This is a genomic window from Neisseria weixii, from assembly GCF_002327085.1.
Lineage (GTDB): Bacteria > Pseudomonadota > Gammaproteobacteria > Burkholderiales > Neisseriaceae > Neisseria > Neisseria weixii.
In genome coordinates this window covers 172926-196722 of the sequence record NZ_CP023429.1, presented here as the reverse complement: position 1 = coordinate 196722, position 23797 = coordinate 172926, and the positions used below count along the sequence as shown (strand labels likewise).

At 44.8% G+C, this 23797-nt stretch carries 32 protein-coding genes and 1 pseudogene; all 33 read right to left on the bottom strand.

What is annotated here, in order from left to right; all coding sequences use genetic code 11:
• Window position 1: 1 nt before the first annotated feature.
• The 33 genes and pseudogenes from rpsK to rpoC all read right to left on the bottom strand — a co-directional run bounded on the left by rpsK (window position 2) and on the right by rpoC (window position 23696).
• Window positions 2-397 (bottom strand): 30S ribosomal protein S11, encoded by a 396-nt coding sequence (gene rpsK / locus CGZ65_RS01105; protein WP_002216249.1) that lies wholly within the window; start codon window positions 395-397, stop codon window positions 2-4.
• A 29-nt stretch (window positions 398-426) separates the two neighbouring features.
• Entirely contained in the window at window positions 427-789 is a 363-nt protein-coding gene (gene rpsM, locus CGZ65_RS01100; RefSeq protein ID WP_096294507.1) for a 30S ribosomal protein S13, read from the bottom strand.
• A 66-nt stretch (window positions 790-855) separates the two neighbouring features.
• Complete coding sequence (rpmJ, locus tag CGZ65_RS01095) at window positions 856-969, bottom strand: 50S ribosomal protein L36 (RefSeq protein ID WP_003697674.1); 114 nt, start codon at window positions 967-969, stop codon at window positions 856-858.
• Between the two features lie 19 nt (window positions 970-988).
• Window positions 989-1207 (bottom strand): translation initiation factor IF-1, encoded by a 219-nt coding sequence (gene infA, locus CGZ65_RS01090; RefSeq protein WP_003684714.1) that lies wholly within the window; start codon window positions 1205-1207, stop codon window positions 989-991.
• Between the two features lie 4 nt (window positions 1208-1211).
• The gene (gene secY, locus CGZ65_RS01085) at window positions 1212-2522 is read right to left on the bottom strand and encodes a preprotein translocase subunit SecY (RefSeq protein ID WP_096294506.1); all 1311 of its coding nucleotides are present in this window, start codon (window positions 2520-2522) and stop codon (window positions 1212-1214) included.
• A 13-nt stretch (window positions 2523-2535) separates the two neighbouring features.
• Window positions 2536-2970: a 50S ribosomal protein L15 gene (rplO, locus tag CGZ65_RS01080; protein WP_096294505.1), complete on the bottom strand. Its 435-nt coding sequence runs from the start codon at window positions 2968-2970 to the stop codon at window positions 2536-2538.
• 1 nt (window position 2971) lies between these two features.
• Window positions 2972-3157: a 50S ribosomal protein L30 gene (gene rpmD, locus CGZ65_RS01075; protein ID WP_003684808.1), complete on the bottom strand. Its 186-nt coding sequence runs from the start codon at window positions 3155-3157 to the stop codon at window positions 2972-2974.
• Window positions 3150-3668 carry a 30S ribosomal protein S5 gene (gene rpsE, locus CGZ65_RS01070; RefSeq protein WP_095502538.1) on the bottom strand — a complete coding sequence of 173 codons (519 nt, stop codon included), beginning with the start codon at window positions 3666-3668 and terminating at the stop codon, window positions 3150-3152. The genes rpmD and rpsE overlap by 8 nt, the downstream gene beginning before the upstream one ends.
• Window positions 3669-3686: 18 nt before the next feature.
• Window positions 3687-4040 (bottom strand): 50S ribosomal protein L18, encoded by a 354-nt coding sequence (gene rplR / locus CGZ65_RS01065; RefSeq protein ID WP_095502537.1) that lies wholly within the window; start codon window positions 4038-4040, stop codon window positions 3687-3689.
• Between the two features lie 13 nt (window positions 4041-4053).
• Window positions 4054-4587: a 50S ribosomal protein L6 gene (gene rplF, locus CGZ65_RS01060; RefSeq protein ID WP_096294504.1), complete on the bottom strand. Its 534-nt coding sequence runs from the start codon at window positions 4585-4587 to the stop codon at window positions 4054-4056.
• 16 nt (window positions 4588-4603) lie between these two features.
• A complete protein-coding gene (rpsH, locus tag CGZ65_RS01055) occupies window positions 4604-4996 on the bottom strand; it encodes a 30S ribosomal protein S8 (protein WP_096294503.1) in 393 nt (130 codons plus the stop codon).
• Window positions 4997-5010: 14 nt separating this feature from the next.
• The gene (gene rpsN / locus CGZ65_RS01050; protein WP_096294502.1) at window positions 5011-5316 is read right to left on the bottom strand and encodes a 30S ribosomal protein S14; all 306 of its coding nucleotides are present in this window, start codon (window positions 5314-5316) and stop codon (window positions 5011-5013) included.
• Between the two features lie 2 nt (window positions 5317-5318).
• The gene (rplE, locus tag CGZ65_RS01045) at window positions 5319-5858 is read right to left on the bottom strand and encodes a 50S ribosomal protein L5 (RefSeq protein ID WP_096294501.1); all 540 of its coding nucleotides are present in this window, start codon (window positions 5856-5858) and stop codon (window positions 5319-5321) included.
• Between the two features lie 9 nt (window positions 5859-5867).
• A complete protein-coding gene (rplX, locus tag CGZ65_RS01040) occupies window positions 5868-6191 on the bottom strand; it encodes a 50S ribosomal protein L24 (protein ID WP_095502533.1) in 324 nt (107 codons plus the stop codon).
• A 12-nt stretch (window positions 6192-6203) separates the two neighbouring features.
• A complete protein-coding gene (gene rplN / locus CGZ65_RS01035) occupies window positions 6204-6572 on the bottom strand; it encodes a 50S ribosomal protein L14 (RefSeq protein ID WP_002215434.1) in 369 nt (122 codons plus the stop codon).
• Window positions 6573-6797: 225 nt separating this feature from the next.
• Window positions 6798-7061 (bottom strand): 30S ribosomal protein S17, encoded by a 264-nt coding sequence (rpsQ, locus tag CGZ65_RS01030; RefSeq protein ID WP_095502532.1) that lies wholly within the window; start codon window positions 7059-7061, stop codon window positions 6798-6800.
• On the bottom strand, window positions 7061-7252 hold the full coding sequence (rpmC, locus tag CGZ65_RS01025; protein ID WP_019272314.1) for a 50S ribosomal protein L29: 192 nt from the start codon (window positions 7250-7252) through the stop codon (window positions 7061-7063). The genes rpsQ and rpmC overlap by 1 nt, the downstream gene beginning before the upstream one ends.
• A complete protein-coding gene (rplP, locus tag CGZ65_RS01020; RefSeq protein WP_096294500.1) occupies window positions 7252-7668 on the bottom strand; it encodes a 50S ribosomal protein L16 in 417 nt (138 codons plus the stop codon). Before rplP ends, rpmC begins: the two co-directional genes overlap by 1 nt.
• Window positions 7652-8347, bottom strand: a complete 696-nt coding sequence (gene rpsC, locus CGZ65_RS01015) for a 30S ribosomal protein S3 (RefSeq protein WP_096294499.1) — start codon at window positions 8345-8347, stop codon at window positions 7652-7654. The genes rplP and rpsC overlap by 17 nt, the downstream gene beginning before the upstream one ends.
• Window positions 8348-8357: 10 nt before the next feature.
• On the bottom strand, window positions 8358-8687 hold the full coding sequence (gene rplV, locus CGZ65_RS01010; protein WP_096294498.1) for a 50S ribosomal protein L22: 330 nt from the start codon (window positions 8685-8687) through the stop codon (window positions 8358-8360).
• A gap of 8 nt (window positions 8688-8695) precedes the next feature.
• Window positions 8696-8974: a 30S ribosomal protein S19 gene (rpsS, locus tag CGZ65_RS01005; RefSeq protein ID WP_002215422.1), complete on the bottom strand. Its 279-nt coding sequence runs from the start codon at window positions 8972-8974 to the stop codon at window positions 8696-8698.
• 5 nt (window positions 8975-8979) lie between these two features.
• A complete protein-coding gene (rplB, locus tag CGZ65_RS01000; RefSeq protein WP_096294497.1) occupies window positions 8980-9813 on the bottom strand; it encodes a 50S ribosomal protein L2 in 834 nt (277 codons plus the stop codon).
• Window positions 9814-9825: 12 nt separating this feature from the next.
• Window positions 9826-10134 (bottom strand): 50S ribosomal protein L23, encoded by a 309-nt coding sequence (gene rplW / locus CGZ65_RS00995; protein ID WP_198345309.1) that lies wholly within the window; start codon window positions 10132-10134, stop codon window positions 9826-9828.
• Window positions 10131-10751, bottom strand: coding sequence for a 50S ribosomal protein L4 (gene rplD, locus CGZ65_RS00990; RefSeq protein WP_096294495.1), 621 nt, complete (start codon window positions 10749-10751; stop codon window positions 10131-10133). The genes rplW and rplD overlap by 4 nt, the downstream gene beginning before the upstream one ends.
• Entirely contained in the window at window positions 10751-11395 is a 645-nt protein-coding gene (rplC, locus tag CGZ65_RS00985; protein WP_096294494.1) for a 50S ribosomal protein L3, read from the bottom strand. The genes rplD and rplC overlap by 1 nt, the downstream gene beginning before the upstream one ends.
• A 255-nt stretch (window positions 11396-11650) precedes the next feature.
• On the bottom strand, window positions 11651-11962 hold the full coding sequence (rpsJ, locus tag CGZ65_RS00980; RefSeq protein ID WP_002642322.1) for a 30S ribosomal protein S10: 312 nt from the start codon (window positions 11960-11962) through the stop codon (window positions 11651-11653).
• A 16-nt stretch (window positions 11963-11978) separates the two neighbouring features.
• Complete coding sequence (tuf, locus tag CGZ65_RS00975; protein WP_096294484.1) at window positions 11979-13163, bottom strand: elongation factor Tu; 1185 nt, start codon at window positions 13161-13163, stop codon at window positions 11979-11981.
• 99 nt (window positions 13164-13262) lie between these two features.
• Window positions 13263-15368 (bottom strand): elongation factor G, encoded by a 2106-nt coding sequence (gene fusA / locus CGZ65_RS00970; protein WP_096294493.1) that lies wholly within the window; start codon window positions 15366-15368, stop codon window positions 13263-13265.
• An 18-nt stretch (window positions 15369-15386) separates the two neighbouring features.
• Window positions 15387-15857, bottom strand: coding sequence for a 30S ribosomal protein S7 (gene rpsG / locus CGZ65_RS00965; protein ID WP_049249334.1), 471 nt, complete (start codon window positions 15855-15857; stop codon window positions 15387-15389).
• A 116-nt stretch (window positions 15858-15973) separates the two neighbouring features.
• Window positions 15974-16345, bottom strand: coding sequence for a 30S ribosomal protein S12 (gene rpsL / locus CGZ65_RS00960; protein WP_002218431.1), 372 nt, complete (start codon window positions 16343-16345; stop codon window positions 15974-15976).
• An 81-nt stretch (window positions 16346-16426) separates the two neighbouring features.
• Window positions 16427-17956: pseudogene (locus tag CGZ65_RS00955) on the bottom strand (surface lipoprotein assembly modifier).
• 76 nt (window positions 17957-18032) lie between these two features.
• Window positions 18033-18863, bottom strand: a complete 831-nt coding sequence (locus tag CGZ65_RS00950; protein ID WP_096294492.1) for a factor H binding protein domain-containing protein — start codon at window positions 18861-18863, stop codon at window positions 18033-18035.
• A gap of 657 nt (window positions 18864-19520) precedes the next feature.
• Window positions 19521-23696, bottom strand: coding sequence for a DNA-directed RNA polymerase subunit beta' (gene rpoC / locus CGZ65_RS00945; RefSeq protein WP_096294491.1), 4176 nt, complete (start codon window positions 23694-23696; stop codon window positions 19521-19523).
• Window positions 23697-23797: the final 101 nt, after the last annotated feature.

The window sequence follows — 23797 nt, the reverse complement described above, 5'->3', positions numbered from 1 at the left end:
ATTAAATACGACGTTTTTTAGGTGGACGGCAACCGTTATGAGGCAACGGGGTAACGTCGGTAATGCTGGTAATCTTGAAACCAAGAGCGTTGAGCGCACGTACAGAAGATTCACGACCTGGACCCGGGCCTTTAATGCGAACTTCTAAATTTTTAACGCCATACTCTTGGGCAACTTTACCAGCTGCTTCTGCAGCTACTTGAGCTGCAAACGGTGTACTTTTACGTGAACCTTTAAAACCAGCGCCGCCAGAGGTAGCCCAAGACAATGCATTGCCTTGACGGTCAGTGATTGTAATGATGGTATTGTTAAAAGATGCATGGACATGCACAATACCTTCGCTTACGGTTTTACGTACTTTTTTACGTACACGCGAAGCTGTGTTTGCTTTAGCCATTAATCAATTTCCTTAAAATTCCTTAAAAATTATTTCTTACCGGCAATCGCTTTGCGCGGACCTTTACGGGTACGTGCATTTGTGCGAGTGCGTTGACCGCGACAAGGTAAGCCACGACGATGACGGAAGCCGCGATAGCAACCCATATCCATCAATCGTTTGATGCTCATCGTTACCTCACGGCGCAAGTCACCTTCAACTTCATATTTAGCAACTTGTTCACGCAAAGCGTCCAATTGAGCCTCGTCCAAATCTTTTGCTTTTACGGTAGGAGCAATACTTGCAGCCTCGCAAATCAATTTAGCACGAGTCGCACCAATACCGTAAATAGCTTGCAAGCCAATAACGATATGGGCATTATTAGGGATATTCACCCCTGCAATACGAGCCATATTTTTTCCTTTTAGGGCAAAGTGTGTCACTATACCACAAAATCAAATTAAGAGAAATAAGCTCTCTTAACCTTGACGTTGTTTGTGACGTGGATCAGTACAAATCACACGAACTACGCGATTACGACGAATAATTTTGCAGTTACGGCAAATTTTCTTTACAGAAGGTTGTACACGCATTTTTTTTCCTTTATACAGTCTATCTTGCTCTGAATACGATACGAGCACGGGTTAAATCATAAGGCGTTAACTCAACGGTTACTTTATCACCCGGAGAAATTCGAATGTAGTGCATACGCATTTTTCCGGAAATATGACCTAAAACCACATGGTCGTTCTCGAGTTTAACTTTGAATGTTGCATTCGGCAAAGTTTCAAGAATTTCGCCTTGCATTTGTATGGTATCTTCTTTAGCCATAGTCTTACTTACGTGATAATGATTTCATATCGGGTCGATTCATTAGGCTTTCATATTGCTGGGTCATACGATAGGAATTAATTTGTGTACTAAAATCCATCGTTACCACAACCAAAATTAATAGCGAAGTACCGCCCAAATAGAAAGGTACATTTAATGCCGTCGTTAAGAATTCAGGAATCAAACAGATGATGGTAATGTATAAAGCACCAAAAAGGGTTAAATACAATACTACCTTCTCTAAGTATCTAGAGGTTTGATCACCTGGGCGAATACCTGGTACAAAAGCCCCACTCTTTTTCAAATTTTCCGCCATTTCCTTCGGGCTGAATACCAATGCCGTATAAAAATAACAGAAGAAAATAATCGTTGCTGCAAATATCAGAATATAAAGCGGTTGACCATGTTGGAGCATGGCAGCAACTTTATGCAACATACTATCTGTATTGTTTGAACCAAACCAACTTAACAAGGTAGAAGGGAACAGAATAATACTAGAAGCGAAAATTGGCGGAATAACTCCAGCCATATTTAATTTGAAAGGCATATGCGTATTTTGACCTTGCCCAACATGACCAAATTGTCGTTTGGCATAATGAACAGGAATTTTACGTTGCGCACTTTCAAAATAAACCACAATATAAATCAGCAAAAATGCACCGATTACAATAGACACCGCCATCAACATACTCATCGCACCTTGGCTGGTTAATGTCCAGAGCTGGAGAATCCCTGCCGGAATACCGGCAGCAATACCCGCAGTAATAATCAATGAAATACCGTTGCCGATACCTCTTTCAGTAATTTGCTCGCCCAACCACATTAAGAACATGGTACCGGTAACCAAACACACTACTGTTGAGATATAAAATTCCAACTGATTTGCAACGACAATACCTTGTTGAAAAACGAAGGTTGCTACACCAAAACTTTGCAGAATAGCCAGCAACACAGTACCATACCGCGTGTATTTCGTAATGATTTTACGCCCAGCCTCGCCTTCTTTTTTCAGCGCCTTCAAGGAAGGAAGTATTTCAGAAGCAAGCTGCACAATAATCGAAGCTGAAATATACGGCATAATACCGATTGCAAATATACTAAAGCGCTCTAACGAGCCTCCTGAGAACATATTTAACATTCCCAGAATACCGTTTCCAGCGCTTTCGTATAACTTAGCCAATGCAACAGCATCTACACCCGGCACTGGAATATGAGCACCAATACGGAAAACGACCAATGCCCCGATTAAGAACAATAGACGCTTTTTCAAGTCTCCAAATTTAGATAAACCTGAGGAAGATTGTTGACTAGCCACTGTAATTTAAGCCTTATTCTTCAACTTTACCACCGGCAGCTTCAATTGCTGCTCGTGCGCCTTTAGTTGCTTTAATGCCTTTTAAAGTAACAGCTTTTGAAACTTCACCAGAAGCAATTACTTTTACATTAGTAGCATTTGCAGGAACCAAACCTGCTTGTTTCAATACCAACAAGTCAATTTCTGATACCGCAACCAAAACCAACTCACTTAAACGTACTTCTGCATTTGCTGAAGCAGTCAAAGATTTAAAGCCACGCTTAGGTAAACGACGTTGTAAAGGCATTTGACCGCCTTCAAAACCTACTTTATGAAAGCCACCGGAACGGCTTTTTTGGCCTTTATGGCCACGACCACCGGTTTTACCTAAACCACTACCAATACCGCGACCAACACGGCGTGCTGAATGGGTTGCACCTTCAGCTGGTTGGATAGTATTCAAAAACATATTAAGACTCCACTTTCAACAAGTAGCTGATTTTATTAATCATACCACGGTTTTCAGGGGTATCCAAAACCTCAACGGTATGCTCACGACGACGTAAGCCTAAGCCACGTGCACAAGCACGGTGAGATTCAATAGTACCAATCAAACTTTTAACCAAAGTAACTTTGATTTTTTTCTGCTCAGTCATGACCAGCTCCTAAAATATCTTCTACTGTCAAACCACGTTTAGCAGCAATATCAGCAGGAGTATACAATTTTGATAAGCCGTCTAATGTAGCGCGTACAATGTTGTAAGGATTGGTAGAACCATGTACTTTAGCAGAGATGTTGTGGATGCCCATTGCATCAAATACTAAACGCATTGGACCACCAGCTTTGACACCGCTACCCTCTTTTGCAGGTTGCATAAATACACGGGTAGCACCATGACGACCAATTACTTCATGATGAATCGTACCATTTTTCAAAGGCACTTTAATCATAGAGCGACGAGCTTGGTCCATTGCTTTTTGAACGGCTACAGGCACTTCTTTAGATTTGCCTTTGCCCATACCGATGCGGCCATCGCCATCACCTACTACAGTCAGTGCAGAGAAAGCCATAATACGGCCGCCCTTAACGACTTTTGTTACACGGTTTACGGCAACCATTTTTTCGATTAAGCCGTCACCGCGTTCTTCAATTTCATGTTTTGCCATCTGAAAGTCTCCAAATATTTAGAAGCTTAAACCATTTTCACGAGCAGCTTCAGCTAATGCTTTTACACGGCCGTGATATTGGAAACCGGAACGGTCAAAAGCAACTTTCTCTACACCTGCTGCTTTTGCTTTTTCTGCAATACGTTTGCCAATCAATGCAGCTGCTTCAACATTGCTGCCTGATTTTAAGCTACTACGTACTTCAGATTCCAAGGTAGAGGCTTGAGCCAATACTTTATCACCTTCAGCACTAATTACTTGAGCATAAATATGATTATTGGTGCGGAACACGCATAATCTTACCATTTTCAAGTCCGCGATACGGGCACGGGTTTTGCGTGCACGACGGAGTCGGGTTGCATGTTTATTCATTAGTGAACCTCAATTATTTTTTCTTGGCTTCTTTCATCACCACTACTTCACCTACATAACGTACACCTTTACCTTTGTAAGGCTCAGGAGAACGGAATGCACGAATTTCAGCAGCAACTTGACCAACAGTCTGTTTATCCGCACCAGTCAGAACGATTTCAGTTTGACTAGGAGTTTGAACAGAAACACCTTCAGGCATTTCGTAAACGATTGGATGAGAAAAACCCAAAGACAAATTCAAAGTTTTGCCTTGAGCTTGAGCACGATAACCCACACCAATTAATTGAAGTTTTTTCTCAAAACCTTCAGAAACACCTTTAACCATGTTATTAACCAAAGCACGAGCGGTACCAGACATTGCATTTGCCTGTTTGGTATTGTTTGCCGCAGCAAAAGTTAACACACCGTCTTCTAATTTAATATCGACATCAGAATTCAAAGGAAATGACAATTCGCCATTTTTACCCTTAACAACCAATGTGTCTGTTCCAAATTTTACTTCTACACCAGCAGGAACAGTCACTGGATTTTTAGCTACGCGTGACATTATATATAATTCTCCACTAGGCAACGATGCACAACAACTCACCACCCACACCCTCAGAGCGTGCTTTACGATCAGTCATTACACCTTTAGAAGTACTTACGATAGCAACACCCAAGCCATTCATGACACTTGAAATCTCGCTCGAAGCTTTATAAATACGCAAACCAGGACGTGAAACACGTTTAATTTGCTCAATAACAGGGCGACCTGCATAGTATTTCAGTTGAATTTCCAATACTGGTTTTGTATCAGCAGAAACTGCAAAGTCCTCGATATAACCTTCTTCTTTCAAAACTTTTGCAATCGCGCATTTTAATTTTGAAGAAGGCATGGCAACTGATACTTTATTAGCACGTTGCGCATTGCGGATACGAGTCAACATATCGGAAATAGGATCATGCATACTCATTATTAATACTCCTATTACCAGCTAGCTTTTACAACACCCGGGATTTCGCCACGCATGGCAATTTCACGGATTTTAATACGACCCAAACCGAATTTACGGAAAGTGCCACGAGGACGGCCTGTCAGTGCGCAACGACGACGTTGGCGTACAGGAGCTGCATTGCGTGGAATTGCTTGGAATTTCAAACGAGCTTCAAAACGTTCTTCATCAGAAGCATTCGAATCATTAATAACAGCAAAAATCTCTTCACGCTTAGCTGCATATTTTTTCGCTAAAGCTTGACGTTTCAGCTCGCGATTAATAAGTGCTTTCTTAGCCATGGTTAACCTTTAAACGGAAATTTAAATAAAGATAACAAAGCTTTCGCTTCTTCATCAGTTTTGGCGGTAGTCGTAATGGTGATATTCAAACCACGCAAAGCATCAATTTTATCGTATTCAATTTCCGGGAAAATGATTTGTTCACGTACACCCATATTGTAATTGCCGCGACCATCAAAAGACTTGCCACTCACACCACGGAAGTCACGTACACGAGGCAATGCGATAGTAACCAAACGATCCAAGAATTCAAACATTTGATCGCGGCGCAAAGTTACTTTACAACCTACAGGGTAGTTATCACGAATTTTAAAGCCTGCAATAGACTTACGTGCAACAGTTACTACTGGTTTTTGACCAGCAATTTTCTCCAAATCTGATACAGCGTGTTCCATTACTTTTTTATCAGCAACAGCCTCACCAACACCCATATTCAAGGTAATTTTCTCAATGCGAGGGACTTCCATAATGGATTTGTACCCAAACTGTTTTACCAGCTCAGGCACTACCGTATCTTTATAATACTCTCTCAAACGAGCCATGACATCTCCTTATGCTCCGATGATAGAGCCATTAGATTTAAAGAAACGAACGCGTTTAACTTTACCTTCGCTCTCAATCAATTTAATACCAACACGATCAGCTTTATTGGTTTCAGGATTTAAAATCGCAACATTTGAAATTGCCAGAGGCATTTCTTTAGCAATAATGCCACCTTCAACACCACGCATAGGATTTGGTTTTTGATGGCGCTTAACTACGTTTACACCTTCAACAACAATTTTATCACCCAAGATGCGAGCTACTTGACCTTGTTTACCTTTATCTTTACCAGCAATAACGACTACTTTATCGCCTTTAATAATTTTGTTCATCGCTTATTTTCCTTATAAAACTTCAGGTGCCAATGAAACAATTTTCATGAAACGTTCAGTACGCAATTCACGAGTAACTGGACCAAAAATACGGGTACCTAGAGGCTCAAGCTTATTATTCAACAATACAGCCGCATTGTTATCAAACTTAATCAACGCGCCATCCGGACGACGAACACCTTTGGCAGTGCGAACAACTACTGCATTGTATACATCACCTTTTTTAACACGGCCACGAGGTGCAGCGTCTTTAACTGCAACTTTAATAATATCGCCAACCGAAGCATAGCGACGCTTAGATCCGCCCAATACTTTAATGCACATAACGCGACGCGCACCAGAGTTATCAGCCACATCTAAGATGGTCTGCATTTGAATCATGTTATTACCTTTAAATTAACCAACTTAATTTACCTTTTTCATCTGACTCATAACTTAGAGTTAAGTTACTATCACATGAAACCTTCTCGGTTCTAGTAAACCAGTCTTGGATCCCGACGGGAAGAAACTCTCAGAAGAAACTGAAAGATAAGAAACGAAGTTTACACGCAAATTAGATTTGCTGCAAGACTTCGTTTCTTAATAAGTGCATTACTGTATCAAAAATTAAACAGTACGCGCCTTCTCAACCAGCTCTTTAACAACCCAAGATTTGGTTTTTGACAATGGACGAGATTCTGCGATTACCACGATGTCGCCAATGCCATACTCATTGTTTTCATCATGAGCATGAACTTTGGAAGACAAACGAATAATCTTACCGTATAAAGGATGTTTCACTTTGCGCTCAACCAATACTGTTACGGTTTTATCCATTTTGTCGCTTACTACTTTGCCTTGCAAAGTACGAACATTTTTTTCTACGCTCATTACTTAGCACCTTTTTCAGTTAAAATGGTTTTGATACGAGCAATATCGCGACGCACACGTTTTAATTCGCTTGGTTTACCCAACTGACCAGTGGCATTTTGCATACGCAAACCAAATTGTGCTTTCAACAAGTCAAGCAAATCAGCATTCAATTGCTCAACAGATTTGTCTTTCAATTCATTTGCTTTCATTATTGACCTACCTGTCTTACTACAAAGGTTGTAGGAATAGGCAATTTTGCCGCAGCCAATTCAAAAGCTTCACGAGCTAATGCTTCTGGTACGCCATCCATTTCATACAAAACTTTGCCTGGTTTGATTTCAGCAACGTAATATTCAACATTACCTTTACCGCCACCCATACGAACTTGAATAGGTTTTTCAGTAATCGGTTTATCAGGGAATACACGAATCCAAATACGACCGCCACGTTTAATGTGACGAGTCATCGTACGACGTGCAGCTTCAATTTGACGAGCAGTTAAACGGCCACGACCTACTGCTTTCAAACCAAATTCGCCGAAACTTACTTTGTTACCGCGATTAGCGATACCGGTGTTACGACCTTTGTGCTGTTTACGGTATTTGAGTCTAGTTGGCTGCAGCATGACGACCACCTGCCTTTCTTTGTTTCTTCTCTTGCTCAGGTTTTGCGGCAGCTTTATCGTTGCCTTCAGTGTAAACCCAAACTTTCAGACCTAACACGCCATAAGTAGTGTTGGCTTCACTAGTCGCGTAATCAACGTTTGCACGCAAAGTATGCAAAGGCACACGGCCTTCACGATACCATTCACTACGTGCGATATCTGCACCGTTCAGACGACCAGAAGTCATGATTTTGATGCCTTTGGCACCAGCACGCATTGCGTTTTGCATAGAACGTTTCATTGCGCGGCGGAATTGAACGCGCTTTTCCAATTGCTGGGCAATACCGTCTGCAATGATTTGTGCATTCAATTCAGGCTTGCGGATTTCTTCGATATTCACGTGAACAGGCACACCCATCAAGGCTTGCAGATCACGTTTCAAAATTTCGATGCCCTCACCTTTTTTACCAATAACTACACCTGGGCGAGCCGAGTGAATGGTAATACGTGCAGATTTAGCAGGACGCTCAATGACTACGCGGCCAACAGAGGCATTCGCCAAACGGGCACGCAGATAATTACGAACATCAATATCTTGTTTTAATACAGTCGCAAATTCGTTGCTTTTAGCAAACCATTTTGAAGACCAGTCTTTAGTTACCGCCAGGCGAAATCCTGTAGGGTTAATCTTTTGTCCCATAGTCTTTTCCTTAGTTGCCCACTGTCACATTAATATGACAAGTTTGTTTTTCAATGCGGTTACCGCGACCTTTTGCACGAGCTTGAAAACGTTTCAAGCTTGGGCCTTTGTCAACGAAGATAGTTACCACTTTCAGCTCATCAATGTCCGCACCATTATTGTGTTCGGCATTAGCAATCGCTGATTCCAAAACTTTTTTAATCAACTCCGCACCTTTTTTAGGGCTGAATGTTAAGATATTCAAAGCTTGGTCAACGCCTTTACCACGAATCAAATCAGCTACCAAGCGAGCTTTTTGAGCTGAAATACGGGCATTTTTATGTTGTGCATTTACTCTCATGATTCACCTTATTTCTTTTTAGCCTTTTTATCAGCCAAATGGCCTTTAAAGGTACGGGTCAATGAGAATTCACCCAATTTGTGACCGACCATATTATCACTGATGAATACAGGTACGTGAGTACGGCCATTATGAACAGCAATAGTCAAACCGATAAAATCAGGCAAAATGGTAGAACGACGCGACCAAGTTTTAATTGGGCGCTTATCGTTGCTTGCACGAGCAGCATCTACTTTTTTCAGCAAATGCAGGTCTACATATGGGCCTTTTTTCAATGAACGAGCCATATTAATTAACCTTTATTTGAGTAACGACGACGAACAATCATATTATCCGTGCGTTTGTTATTACGAGTACGGTAACCCTTGGCAGGAGTACCCCATGGGCTAACTGGTTCGCGCGCTTCACCAGTACGGCCTTCACCACCACCATGAGGGTGATCAACAGGGTTCATCACAACACCACGGACAGTAGGACGGATACCGCGCCAACGATTGGCACCGGCTTTACCGATTTTTTTCAGGCTTTGCTCTTCGTTACCCACTTCGCCAATGGTAGCACGGCAGTCAACATGGATTTTACGCACTTCACCCGAACGCAAACGTACTTGAGCGTATACACCTTCTTTTGCCAACAAGACAGCAGAAGCACCGGCAGACCGTGCAATTTGCGCACCTTTACCTGGTTTCATTTCGATACAGTGAATAGTAGTACCAACAGGGATGTTACGGATTGGCAAAGTATTACCAACTTTAATCGCAGCTTCCGCACCAGAAACCAATACTGCACCCGCTTGAATGCCACGTGGCGCAATGATGTAACGGCGTTCGCCATCTGCATAGCACAATAAAGCGATGAAAGCAGTACGGTTAGGATCGTACTCAATACGCTCTACTTTTGCAGGGATACCATCTTTATTACGTTTAAAGTCAACTACGCGGTAGTGTTGTTTATGGCCACCACCTTTATGACGAGTGGTGATGTGACCATTGTGGTTACGACCGGCAGTAGAATGTTTCTTTTCCAATAAAGGTGCATAAGGTGCACCTTTGTGCAAGCCTTCTGCAATTACGCGAACCATGCCGCGACGACCTGCAGAAGTTGGCTTCATTTTAACGATTGCCATTTTCTATATTCCTTATTCTGCAGCTGCAGCAGCGGCTTCCAAATTCAACTCTTGACCAGCAGCCAAGCTTACATAAGCTTTTTTAACATCGCTGCGACGGCCCAAAGTACGACCAAAACGTTTAGTTTTACCTTTAATGGTAACAGTAGTCACAGAAGCAACTTCTACACCAAACAGCAATTCAACAGCTGCTTTGATTTCAGGTTTCGTTGCATTTGCCAATACTTTAAACGTCATTTGATTACGTTTTTCAGCCAATACGTTGCTTTTTTCAGAAACGATAGGTGCCAAAATCACTTGAGTCAAACGTTGTTGATTCATACCCATTGCTCCTCTAATTGTGCAACCGCATCTTTAGTCATGATTACTTTTTTGTAACGCAACAAGCTGTAAGGATCAACTTGTTGAGCTTCCAAAACCAGCACATTCGGTAAATTGCGTGAAGCCAAGTAAACATTCTCATCCAACTGTTTGGTTACAAACAGCACTTGCTCCAAACCCAAATTTTTCACTTGCTCAGCAAATTCTTTGGTTTTAGGTGTATTTGCATTCAATGCATCGATTGCAAACAAACGTTCGTCACGAGCCAATTGAGACAAAATAGTCGCCATACCGGCACGGTACATTTTACGATTCACTTTTTGAGTGAAATTTTCGTCAGATTTGTTAGGAAATGCACGACCACCTTTACGCCACAACGGAGATGAAGTCATACCTGAACGAGCACGACCAGTACCTTTTTGGCGCCATGGTTTTTTGGTTGAGTGTTTTACTTCAGCACGGGTTTTTTGTGAACGGCTACCTGAGCGGGCATTTGCCAAAAACGCATTTACCAGCTGATGCACCAATGCTTCATTGTATTCACGAGCAAACAAAACATCAGAAACAGCCAAGCTGCCTGAAATCTGTCCTTTAGCGTCAATAACTTTTAATTCCATTACGCACCTACTTTCACGCTTGGACGTACCACGACATCACTGTTAATCGAACCAGGAACCGCGCCCTTAACCAATAGCAATTGGCGTTCAGCGTCTACACGCACAACTTCCAATTTTTGAACGGTTGATTTAGTATTGCCGTATTGGCCGGCCATGCGTTTACCTTTGAATACACGACCAGGGTCTTGAGCCATACCAATAGAACCGGGAACACGGTGAGAACGAGAGTTACCGTGAGAGGTACGCTGAGAATCAAAGTTATGACGTTTGATGGTACCAGAGAAACCTTTACCTTTAGAGGTACCGGTCACATCAACCAATTGACCCGCTTCAAACATTGAAACAGTGATTTCATCACCGGCTTTTAATTCAGCCAATTTTTCTTCAGCCAAAGCAAATTCAATCAAACCGCGACCAGCCTCAACACCTGCTTTTGCAAAGTGACCGGCTTCAGTTTTATTGACACGATTCGCTTTTTTCTGACCAAAGGTAACTTGTACGGCAGTGTAACCGTCAGTATCTTTGGATTTTACTTGTGTAACGCGGTTAGCAGACATATCCAAAACGGTTACCGGAACAGAAATACCCTGTTCGTTAAACACGCGGGTCATACCAACTTTGCGTCCAACCAGACCTAAAGTCATGATTATTTTCCTTTTAGTAAAGGGACAAGCTACGATTGGCTTGTCTTCGGACAATGATAAAAAACTTGGCACAGATGTACCAAGTCCGCTATTATAAACCGCTTTTCAAAAAAATATCAATAAAAACTTAGCGTTTTCATCAAAAAGGCCGTCTGAAAATTACGACAATTCCCTTTCAGACGGCATTATTCTATAAAAACGGATATAAAAATAAAACCGAACGGTTTTATCCGTTCGGTTTTAAAAGCGCAATGATTATTGAACTTTGATTTCTACATCAACACCGGCTGGCAAGTCCAGCTTCATCAGCGCATCGGTAGTTTTGTCAGTCCAGTCCACGATGTCCATCAGGCGTAAGTGGGTGCGGATTTCCAGTTGTTCACGTGAAGTTTTGTTCACGTGTGGAGAACGCAAGATATTGAAACGCTCGATTTTAGTTGGCAAAGGAATCGGGCCTTTTACCACAGCACCAGTGCGTTTAGCAGTTTCAACGATCTCTTGAGCAGAACGGTCAATCAAGCTGTAATCATAAGCTTTCAAACGGATACGGATTTTTTGATTTGCCATTTATCGATATCCTTTATTAAGCAATGATAGAAGATACAACACCGGCACCTACGGTACGGCCACCTTCACGAATCGCAAAACGCAAGCCTTCTTCCATCGCGATTGGTGCAATCAGCTCAACCGTAATCGCTACGTTTTCGCCCGGCATTACCATTTCTACGCCTTCCTCCAAAGTTACCGCGCCGGTAACGTCAGTAGTACGGAAGTAGAATTGCGGACGGTAGTTGGCGAAGAACGGAGTATGACGGCCACCTTCTTCTTTGCTCAGTACGTATACTTCTGCTTTGAATTTGGTATGCGGAGTGATTGAGCCCGGTTTAGCCAATACTTGACCACGTTCAACTTCTTCACGTTTGGTACCGCGCAACAATACACCTACGTTGTCACCTGCTTGACCTTCGTCCAGCAATTTGCGGAACATTTCCACACCGGTACAAGTGGTTTTTGCAGTGTCTTTCAGACCAACGATTTCGATCTCGTCACCTACATGGATGATACCGCGTTCTACACGGCCGGTTACTACAGTACCACGGCCAGAAATTGAGAATACGTCTTCGATTGGCAACAGGAATGGTTTGTCAACGGCACGTTCCGGAGTTGGGATGTAGCTGTCCAATGCATCGGCCAATTCAAAGATTTTGGCTTCGTAAGCAGCATCGCCTTCCAACGCTTTCAACGCAGAACCTTGGATGATCGGGCAGTCGTCGCCTGGGAAATCGTAGCTTGACAACAAGTCACGAATTTCCATTTCAACCAATTCCAACAACTCTTCGTCGTCAACCATGTCGCATTTGTTCATGAACACCAAGATGTATGGTACACCTACTTGGCGACCCAACAAGATGTGCTCACGGGTTTGCGGCATAGGGCCGTCAGCGGCAGATACCACCAAAATCGCGCCGTCCATTTGTGCCGCGCCGGTAATCATGTTTTTCACATAGTCGGCGTGACCAGGACAGTCTACGTGTGCGTAGTGACGGGTTTCGGTTTCGTATTCTACGTGAGAGGTGTTAATGGTAATACCGCGGGCTTTTTCTTCCGGTGCATTGTCGATTTGGTCGTAAGCTTTAGCGGCACCACCGAATTTTTTAGCCAAAATCGTAGTCAATGCAGCAGTCAGAGTGGTTTTACCATGGTCAACGTGACCGATGGTGCCAACGTTTACGTGCGGTTTGCTACGTTCAAATTTTTCCTTAGCCATGAGCTAATTCCTTTTACATATAAAGATCAATTAAAGAACAATGGCCGTCTGAAAACAATATTCAGAATTTCAGACGGCCTGTTTACAAAGGCTGATTAATTAGCCTTTGCGGGCTTCAGTTACAGCAGCGGCAACATTCGAAGGTGCTTCAGCGTATTTTTTGAATTCCATCGAGTAAGTTGCACGGCCTTGAGTGGCAGAACGCAAGTCGGTAGAGTAACCGAACATTTCAGCCAATGGTACTTCAGCACGTACTTTTTTACCGCCGATACCATCATCATCCATGCCCAATACAATGCCACGGCGACGGTTCAAGTCACCCATTACGTCACCCATATAGTCTTCAGGGGTTTCCACTTCAACAGCCATGATTGGCTCCAACAATGCTGGAGAAGCGCGACGCATACCTTCTTTAAAGGCTTGAGAGGCGGCCAATTCAAACGCCAATTGAGACGAGTCGACATCGTGTGAAGAACCGAATACCAAACGTACGCGGACATCCACTACCGGGAAGCCTGCTACCACACCGTTAGGTAAAGTATCACGAATACCTTTATCAACTGAAGGGATAAATTCGCGAGGAATCACACCACCTTTAATTTCGTCGATAAATTCGTAGCCTTCACCTCCTGGTTCCATAGGTTCCAATTTGATTACAACGTGGCCATATTGACCTTTACCACCAGACTGTTTAGCGTGTTTGTATTCAGATTCCACTTCTTTACGGATGGTTTCACGGTAAGCTACTTGAGGTGCACCAATGTTGGCATCTACGCTGAATTCGCGTTTCATACGGTCAACAATAATTTCCAAGTGCAATTCACCCATACCGGAAATAATGGTTTGACCTGACTCTTCGTCTGTACGAACACGGAATGAAGGGTCTTCTTTAGCCAAACGGTTCAAAGCAATACCCATTTTTTCTTGGTCAGCTTTGGTTTTTGGCTCAACAGCAACGTGAATCACCGGCTCAGGGAACTCCATACGCTCCAAGATGATTGGTGCATTTTCAGCACACAAGGTCTCACCTGTGGTCACATCTTTCAAACCGATAGCGGCAGCGATGTCGCCGGCACGTACTTCTTCGATTTCAGTACGATCAGCAGCAGTCATTTGTACCAAACGGCCGATACGCTCACGCGTACCTTTGACAGAGTTCAATACGGTATCGCCAGATTTAACCACACCAGAGTAAACACGGATAAAGGTCAAATTACCTACGTATTTGTCGTTCAGCATTTTGAATGCCAAAGCAGAGAATGGTGCTTCATCGCTGGCTTCACGTTGATCAGCCAGATCGCTAGAAGGATTCACACCTTGTACCGGTGGAATATCGGTAGGCGCAGGCAGTAACTCAACCACAGCATCCAACATACGTTGAACACCCTTGTTTTTAAACGCTGATCCACACAACATAGGCTGAATTTCACCGGCCAAAGTACGTTGACGTAAAGCGCCAACGATTTCTTCTTCAGTCAGATCTTCACCGCCCAAGTATTTATCCATCAACTCTTCGTTGGCTTCTGCAGCAGCTTCAATCATGTTTTGACGCCATTCTTCAGCAGTGTCAACCAAATCAGCCGGGATGTCGCCGTATTCGAAAGTTACGCCTTTGTCGGCTTCATTCCAAATAATGGCTTTCATTTTCAGCAGGTCAACTACGCCTTCAAAGCCTTCTTCGGCACCAACCGGAATTACGATTGGCACTGGATTTGCGCGCAAGCGAGTTTTCATTTGCTCAACAACACGGAAGAAGTTGGCACCTTGACGGTCCATCTTGTTTACAAACGCCAAACGCGGTACTTTGTATTTGTTTGCTTGACGCCATACGGTTTCAGACTGAGGCTGTACACCACCTACCGCGCAGTAAACCATTACCGCGCCGTCCAATACGCGCATGGAACGCTCTACCTCTACGGTAAAGTCAACGTGTCCCGGAGTGTCGATGATGTTGAAACGGTGCTCTTTGAACTGTTTTGCCATACCTGACCAGTATGAAGTCACTGCAGCAGAAGTAATGGTAATACCACGCTCTTGCTCTTGTTCCATGTAGTCGGTCGTTGCCGCACCGTCATGCACTTCACCCAGTTTGTGTGTCAAACCGGTGTAGAACAAAATACGTTCGGTCGTGGTTGTTTTACCCGCGTCAATATGGGCAGAAATACCGATATTGCGGTACAGGCTGATTGGGGTCTTACGAGCCATTTGATTAGCCTTTCTAAATTAGAAACGGAAGTGAGAGAATGCTTTGTTGGCTTCGGCCATACGGTGTACTTCTTCACGTTTTTTCAACGCACCACCACGACCTTCAGATGCATCAATCAATTCACCTGCTAATCGCAGATCCATTGATTTCTCACCACGCTTACGGGCCGCATCGCGAACCCAGCGCATTGCCAAAGCCAAGCGGCGTGAAGGACGAACCTCAACAGGAACTTGGTAGTTTGCACCACCTACACGACGGCTTTTCACTTCCACGATAGGTTTGGCATTGGCAATAGCTTCATTAAATACTTCAATTGCTGTTTTGCCGGTTTTTTTCTCGATTTGCTCCAATGCACCGTACACAATGCGCTCTGCAACCGATTTCTTACCGTCAATCATCAATACGTTCATGAATTTAGTCAGCTCAACGCTGCCGAATTTAGGATCTGGCAGAACATCGCGCTTAGGGACTTCTCTACGACGTGGCATATTAATTTCCTTTAAATCTATTCAGTTGGGACCATTCCCATGAATGCCCAAAAAGACATTCACTTACTCGGCCGTTTTTTCAAACTAGGCGGCCGACGTGCCTAATGAAGTCCGAATTACTTAGGACGCTTCGCACCGTATTTAGAACGGGCTTGTTTACGGTCTTTAACACCTGCAGTGTCCAAAGAGCCACGTACGGTATGGTAACGTACACCCGGCAAGTCTTTTACACGACCGCCGCGGATAAGTACGACACTATGCTCTTGCAAGTTGTGGCCTTCACCGCCGATGTATGAAATCACTTCGAAACCGTTGGTCAGACGAACTTTACATACTTTACGCAATGCAGAGTTAGGTTTTTTAGGGGTGGTAGTGTATACACGGGTACACACGCCGCGTTTTTGCGGGCAAGCTTCCAGTGCAGGTACTTTGTTTACGTACACAGGCTTTTGACGGCCTTTGCGTACCAATTGGTTGATAGTTGGCATACTTTCTCGTCCTGTTGAGTTAAATACTTACTTGCCGACACCATGCCGACAAGGGCAGAATTATACTTTTTTTGCAAGCACTCAGTCAAGCATTATTGCAAATAAAACAGCATTTTGCGTTTTCGAATAAACATTTAGTAACATTAGGCCGTCTGAAACAGCATATTTGGCAAGATTATTTAGATTTTCAAAATTTTTTTCCACACTCATAAACCACTCTTTGCTGTTTCTCGAATAAAAAGCGGGCATATTACTATCAATATTGACATAACGGAAATTCAACTGCGGTGTAAATCCTCGCCATGAAATCTTGCGATACCATAATGCCGCACCTGCCTGATATTCGTGATCACGACGGGTAAAACGGTAGACCAATTCTAACGGCGCTTTAAACTCACGCCTCATATAACTGGCATTCGCCCGAAACCCAATGCCGTTTTCAAATTGTTTGACACCGCCTAAATTCACACCATATCGCCAAGAAGCCTGTTCACGTTCCTTCGTGTCGTCGTTTATGCCGTTCACCCCGCCAAAAATTAGCGCGGTTGGCGAAATGCGATAACTTAATCGTTGCACCTGCTGCCGTGACCCTGCTGTTGTAGCGTTCGGCAATATCCTCATCCTGATAACGCTTTTACTAAATTGGACATATTGGCTCATGCGCTATTTTTCATTTAAGCGACGATTGTAATCAAGCGTGACACCTGCATTGGATACACAACGGCTGTCGTCCAACCAGTTTTGTTCGACATATGGGGTTATGCCCCATTCTTGTCGGCTCTTTTGATGACGGTAACCGCTGCTTATACGCACGGTTTGTTCACTATAATCCTGCGCATCCCAATAATGCACGCCGCTTCCAATCACTCCGAAACGAAAAAAGTGGTTGCCGGTCAGGTTGAGATTGCGTTCTGCACCCAGCGCATAACGAATACCATGAGCGCTTTTCGGCAAACTGTCTTCGGTTTTATGCCAAGTCAAGCCTTCCCATTCAACCTGACGCACAGTCGACGCATTATTCACATTGTCTGTCTGCTCGTAATTGACATGGAACACAGGCTGCCAGCCTTGTGCTTTTTTTGCCGCTTGGGCATATTGTTTGGCAAGCTCACTCATCGCGGGCGGCAAATCTGACTGTACTTTTTGCAAATGCTGTTCGGCCTCCCGATACTGCTTATCTTCAAACAGCATCACGCCTAAATCGAAACGCGGATAAACCAAATCAGGTGCTTCTGCCATAATTTCACGATAAAGCGCAACTGCTTCGCCATGACGGGATTGTTCTCGCCGCAACGCGCCCAAGGCATAACGGTAAAGTGTCTCATCATATTGAGGCTGCGTGGCGTATTCTGCCAATAAACCAGCCAGTTTTGGCCAATCTTTGGTCAGCAAGGCTTTGTTAATCTGTTGCTCTGGCTCGTCCCCTTCAATTAATTCATGCCATTGTGGCAGGGCTTGGGATTGGTTTTCAGACGGCCATTGCTCAGACGGCAACGCAACCGGTTTGTCGAAACTGACCGGTTCCTGCGGGATATTCAGCACTTTGTTTTCATCCGCATACGCCGTTGCAGAAGCAAACAACGCGGTAATCAATAAGGTTTTCCGTATCATTTTATTCATTATCAGAAAAGGCCGTCTGAAATTTTTCAGACGGCCTATAAATTAAAGGTTGTGCCTTAAAAGAGAGTTATTGTTTTTTACCGCCGAAAGCGACATCGCCACGGTCAGAAGTTACCACACCGGCTACTTCATCTGCATTTGGACCGAAAAAGCCCAGTTTGTAGGTGCCGCTCAAGCCACTGTTAGAACGTGCTGTTGATGAAATACCGTGACCGCTGATTGATGTATTATCAGGATTGATATGGGACATCGCGCCGATTCGGCCTTCATTCAGCGTGATACCGCCGGCAATATTGCTGATGGAACCGCTACCGGTTTTCGCTGCAAAATCGACGGTGTAATTTAATCGGCCGGTTTGCTCTTGGCTCAGCGCATCGCCAACATAATTGAATTTACCGCTGGCTGGCAAGGTTTGAGTGGCATAGCCTTTGACGGTGTTAAAATCCACATCATCTGCATCTAAAACTCCCCTAAATCCGGGAGCACTTACCACACCACCTTTAACCTCAACCCCGGCTACGATTGAATAAGGTTGCTGGTAAATATGCAGCATATTATTACGGATGGCAGTAGCTTTAGCACCACCTACTGTTGCCGTGGCCGTTTCGGTAACGCCAATTCTCTGAACCCCTTGACCCAGCTTGCTCAAATCAATATTACCTGAAGAATAAGATTTACCGTTTAAGTTGACACTATAACTGTCTAACTTACGATAACCATCTTGGCCATATTCCGAAAGAAGGTCTTTATGTACATCATTACGTAAACTCAGAACAGCATATGTTTTATTGGCTTTTGCTTCGGCTAAAATTTTTTCATTATTAACAGTAGCTGGAGCTACCGTCGGCGTACTCTCGGTTTTCGGCGAATGATTGCTCCCCCCACCCCGCCGCCACATGCTGCTAAAGTGAAAGCCAAAAGCATTGCTGTGGTGATTTTGCTGACGTTTCGATTAAATGTGTTCATATTAAAATACCCTTATAGCGATGTTATCAATCATGTTAATTTATGCCAACCTTCAGCAAAAAAAGTTTACCCCCCCCCCCCGGAAAATTGAAAATATCATTTACCTATCTTTACCCTAAGTAATTACCTGAGAAACTTTTACACAACAAGGCCGTCTGAATGCAATATTCTAACCATCTGGGTTTTATTATGACTCCAGACGGCCTAAAGCCAATCACTTTAAGCAGCGGAACTATTGGGCTGAAAAACCGATGACTATGCTGAAAACTTTGTCCCTTTAAAAACCGGTGCAAAAAAACTGCGATATTCCAGTGTCGTGATAATTTATTTTCCAGCATAGTAAACTATTGAATAAAATAGGTTTCTGAAATTTTAAGATGGCTTTCCGCCTGCGCGGGAATGACGTCGGTTTTGGGTGCACTGCACTGGCGTTTGAAAGAGTTTTGCAAAAGTCTCAATCTGTGAACTTTACTTAGCAACACCTAAAAATTTTTACAGAAGATACAAAAAAAAACCGTCTGAAAACAAGTTTTATATACTTGTTTTCAGACGGCCTGAACCATCTATCTATATGGCGATTTATTTCAGCTTACTCTGCCGAGTCTTCAATCTGCAGTTGCTCGACTTCTCCGCCATGGGTTTGCTGGCGACGGCTGCGGTGGTAGGTCAAACCGGTACCGGCAGGAATCAGGCGGCCGACAATGACGTTTTCTTTCAAACCGCGCAGTTCGTCTTGTTTGCCCATAATCGCTGCTTCGGTCAAGACGCGGGTAGTCTCTTGGAAGGAAGCCGCTGAGATAAAGCTGTCGGTCGACAACGACGCTTTGGTAATACCCAATAACACGTTTTCGTAACGCGCCGGCTCTTTACCTTCGGCAATCATTTTCTCGTTTTCCAATATCACATCGCCACGCTCGACTTGCTCACCGGTAATGAAGCTGGTTTCGCCCGAGTCGGCAATATTCACACGACGCAGCATTTGGCGGATGATGACTTCGATGTGTTTATCGGAAATCTTCACACCTTGCAGGCGGTAAACTTCTTGCACTTCTTGAACAATATAGCGTGCCAATGCTTCGATACCTTGCAGACGCAGAATATCATGTGGATCAACGGCACCGTCAACGATGGTCTCACCGCGGTTCACCACTTGGCCGTCGTGCACCAAGATTTGCTTCTCTTTTGAAATCAAGGTTTCGTAAGCCACGCCGTCAACATCGGTGATGATTAAGCGTTGTTTACCCTTGGTTTCTTTGCCGAAGGAAACGGTACCGGTGATTTCAGCCAGCATACCGGCATCTTTCGGGATACGCGCTTCAAACAATTCGGCCACACGCGGCAGACCACCGGTAATGTCGCGGGTTTTAGACGATGCTTGCGGAATACGCGCCAACACGTCACCTTTACCGATTTCCTGACCTTCACGCACGGTAATCACCGCGCCTACCGGGAAGGCCATCGATACCGGAGTTGAGGTACCCGGAATGCAGATTTCCAAACCGTTTTCGTCCAACAGTTTCACCGTTGGGCGCAACAATTTAGAGGTACCGGCAGAGCGGCGTTTACCATCAATTACGACCAAGGTAGACAAACCGGTTACATCATCGGTTTGTTTGGCAACGGTCACGCCTTCTTCCACGTTTTCAAATTTCACCAAGCCGGCATGTTCGGTAATCATCGGACGGGTATGCGGATCCCATGTTGCCAAGGTTTGACCTGCTTTAATGGCCTCGCCGTCTTGTACCAGCAAAATGGCACCGTAAGGCACTTTATGACGTTCGCGCTCGCGGCCGATGTCATCGTGAATCACCACTTCGCAAGAACGGCCAATCACCACCAGTTCGCCTTTGTTGTTGGCAACATAACGCATTTGGCTGCTGAAACGTGCGGTACCGTTAGATTTGGCTTCCACTTGGCTGGCAGCAGCTGCTCGGGAAGCCGCACCACCGATGTGGAAGGTACGCATGGTCAGCTGGGTACCCGGCTCACCAATTGATTGGGCGGCAATCACACCGACCGCTTCACCTGCATTTACCAGTTTACCGCGCGCCAAGTCACGGCCGTAACATTGGGCACACAAACCGTGACGGGTTTTACAGGTAATCGGCGTGCGTACTTTCACTTCATCCACACCAGATTGGTCAATCATGTCAACCAGTTTTTCGTTCAATAAAGTACCGGCCTCTACCAAGGTTTCGCCTGTTGACGGGTCAACCACATCGGAAGCAGTCACACGGCCCAAAATACGGTCGCGCAAGGCTTCAATCACGTCACCACCTTGTACCACGGCTTTCATTACGAAGCCATCAGTTGTGCCGCAATCGTCTTCCACCACCACCAAGTCTTGGGTCACGTCCACCAAACGGCGGGTCAAGTAACCGGAGTTTGCGGTTTTCAAGGCGGTATCGGCAAGACCTTTACGCGCACCGTGGGTCGCAATAAAGTATTGCAATACGGTCAGACCTTCACGGAAGTTAGACGTAATCGGCGTTTCGATAATCGAGCCGTCCGGTTTGGCCATCAGACCACGCATACCGGAAAGCTGTTTAATCTGGGCTGCCGAACCACGGGCACCGGAATCGGCCATCATATAGATGGAGTTGAACGACTCTTGATCCACTTCGTTGCCTTCGCGGTCAATTACTTTTTGGGTAGACAGGTTGTCCATCATCGCTTTGGCAATGCGGTCACCGGCACGTCCCCAAATATCGACCACTTTGTTGTAGCGTTCGCCGTTGGTCACCAAACCTTGACGGTATTGGTCTTGGATTTCTTTCACTTCGGCTTGCGCTTCGGCCAGCAATACGGCTTTTTCTTTCGGAATTTCCATATCGTCGACCGCAATTGAGATACCGCCTTTAGCTGCATATGCAAAACCGGTGTACATCAGGTGGTCGGCAAAAATCACGGTGTCGCGCAGGCCGCACAGGCGGAATGAGGCGTTAATCAGCTTAGAAATTTCTTTTTTCTTCAGTGCCTTGTTAATGTATTCAAACGGCAGGCCTTTAGGCAGAATTTCGCTCAACAAAGCACGGCCTACGGTGGTTTCGTAGCGGTTGACTACCGGCTCTAATTCACCGTTTTCATTTTTCACCCATTCACGCAGGCGCACAGTGATTTTGGTACCCAACTCCACTTGTTTAGTGTGGTACGCGCGGTGTACTTCTTTCACGTCGGCAAACAGGCTGCCTTCGCCTTTAGCGTTGATGCGGTCGCGGGTCATGTAGTACAGACCCAATACGATGTCTTGAGACGGTACGATAATCGGTTCGCCGTTGGCCGGAGACAATACGTTGTTCGAAGCCAGCATCAAAGTGCGTGCTTCCATTTGCGCTTCCAAGCTCAATGGAACGTGAACCGCCATTTGGTCACCGTCAAAGTCGGCATTAAACGCGGCACACACCAATGGGTGTAACTGAATGGCTTTGCCTTCAATCAGAATCGGCTCAAATGCTTGAATACCCAAACGGTGCAGCGTCGGCGCACGGTTCAGCATGATTGGGTGTTCGCGGATGACTTCTTCCAAGATGTCCCATACTTCCGGTACTTCTTGCTCAACCAATTTTTTAGCCGCTTTAACGGTGGTTGCCAAGCCTTGTTTTTCCAGCTTGTGGAAAATAAACGGTTTGAACAGCTCCAAAGCCATTTTTTTGGGCAGACCACATTGGTGTAGGCGCAGGTAAGGGCCCACGGTAATCACCGAACGGCCAGAATAGTCCACACGTTTACCCAACAGATTTTGACGGAAGCGGCCGCCCTTACCTTTAATCATGTCGGCCAACGATTTCAGTGGGCGCTTGTTCGCACCGGTCATGGCTTTACCGCGACGGCCATTATCCAACAAGCTGTCGACTGCTTCTTGCAGCATACGTTTTTCGTTGCGTACAATGATGTCCGGTGCGCTCAACTCCAACAAACGTTTGAGACGGTTATTACGGTTAATCACGCGACGGTACAGATCATTCAAATCGGAAGTGGCAAAACGGCCGCCATCCAAAGGCACCAACGGACGCAAATCAGGCGGCAATACCGGCAACACGTCCATAATCATCCACTCAAGTTTCATACCTGAACGATGGAACGCTTCCAACACTTTCAAACGTTTGGCGATTTTTTTGATTTTGGTGTCAGAACCTGTTGATTCCAATTCTTGACGCAATATTTCGATTTCACCGGCCACATCTAATGTTCGCAGCAATTCGCGGATACCTTCAGCACCCATCTTGGCATCGAAATCGTCGCCGTATTCGTCCAATTTGTTGTAGTAATCGTCTTCGGTCAGCAATTGACGGCGTTGCAGCGGGGTCATACCCGGATCAGTCACCACAAAGGCTTCAAAGTACAATACGCGTTCGATGTCGCGCAGGGTCATGTCTAAAACCATACCCAAGCGTGACGGCAGTGATTTCAAAAACCAGATGTGGGCAACAGGCGCAGCCAATTCGATGTGTCCCATGCGCTCACGACGAACTTTAGACAAAGTCACTTCTACGCCACATTTTTCACAGGTTACGCCTTTAAATTTCAAGCGCTTGTATTTACCGCACAAACATTCGTAGTCTTTCACCGGGCCGAAAATTTTGGCGCAGAACAAACCGTCGCGCTCCGGTTTGAACGTACGGTAGTTGATGGTTTCCGGCTTTTTCACTTCACCGTAAGACCAAGAGCGGATGGTATCCGGAGAGGCGATGCCTATTTTAATGGCATCAAACTCTTCTTCCATGCCCGCTGTTTGTAACGGATTAAATAAGTTCAACAAATTCATTTTTGCTCCTTGAAGGAAGTATTTTTACCGCTTGGCAGATCAGGATTCAGATGGAATGACACAGCTTTTCAGACGGCCTTTAAACATTTTTGTGATGGCCG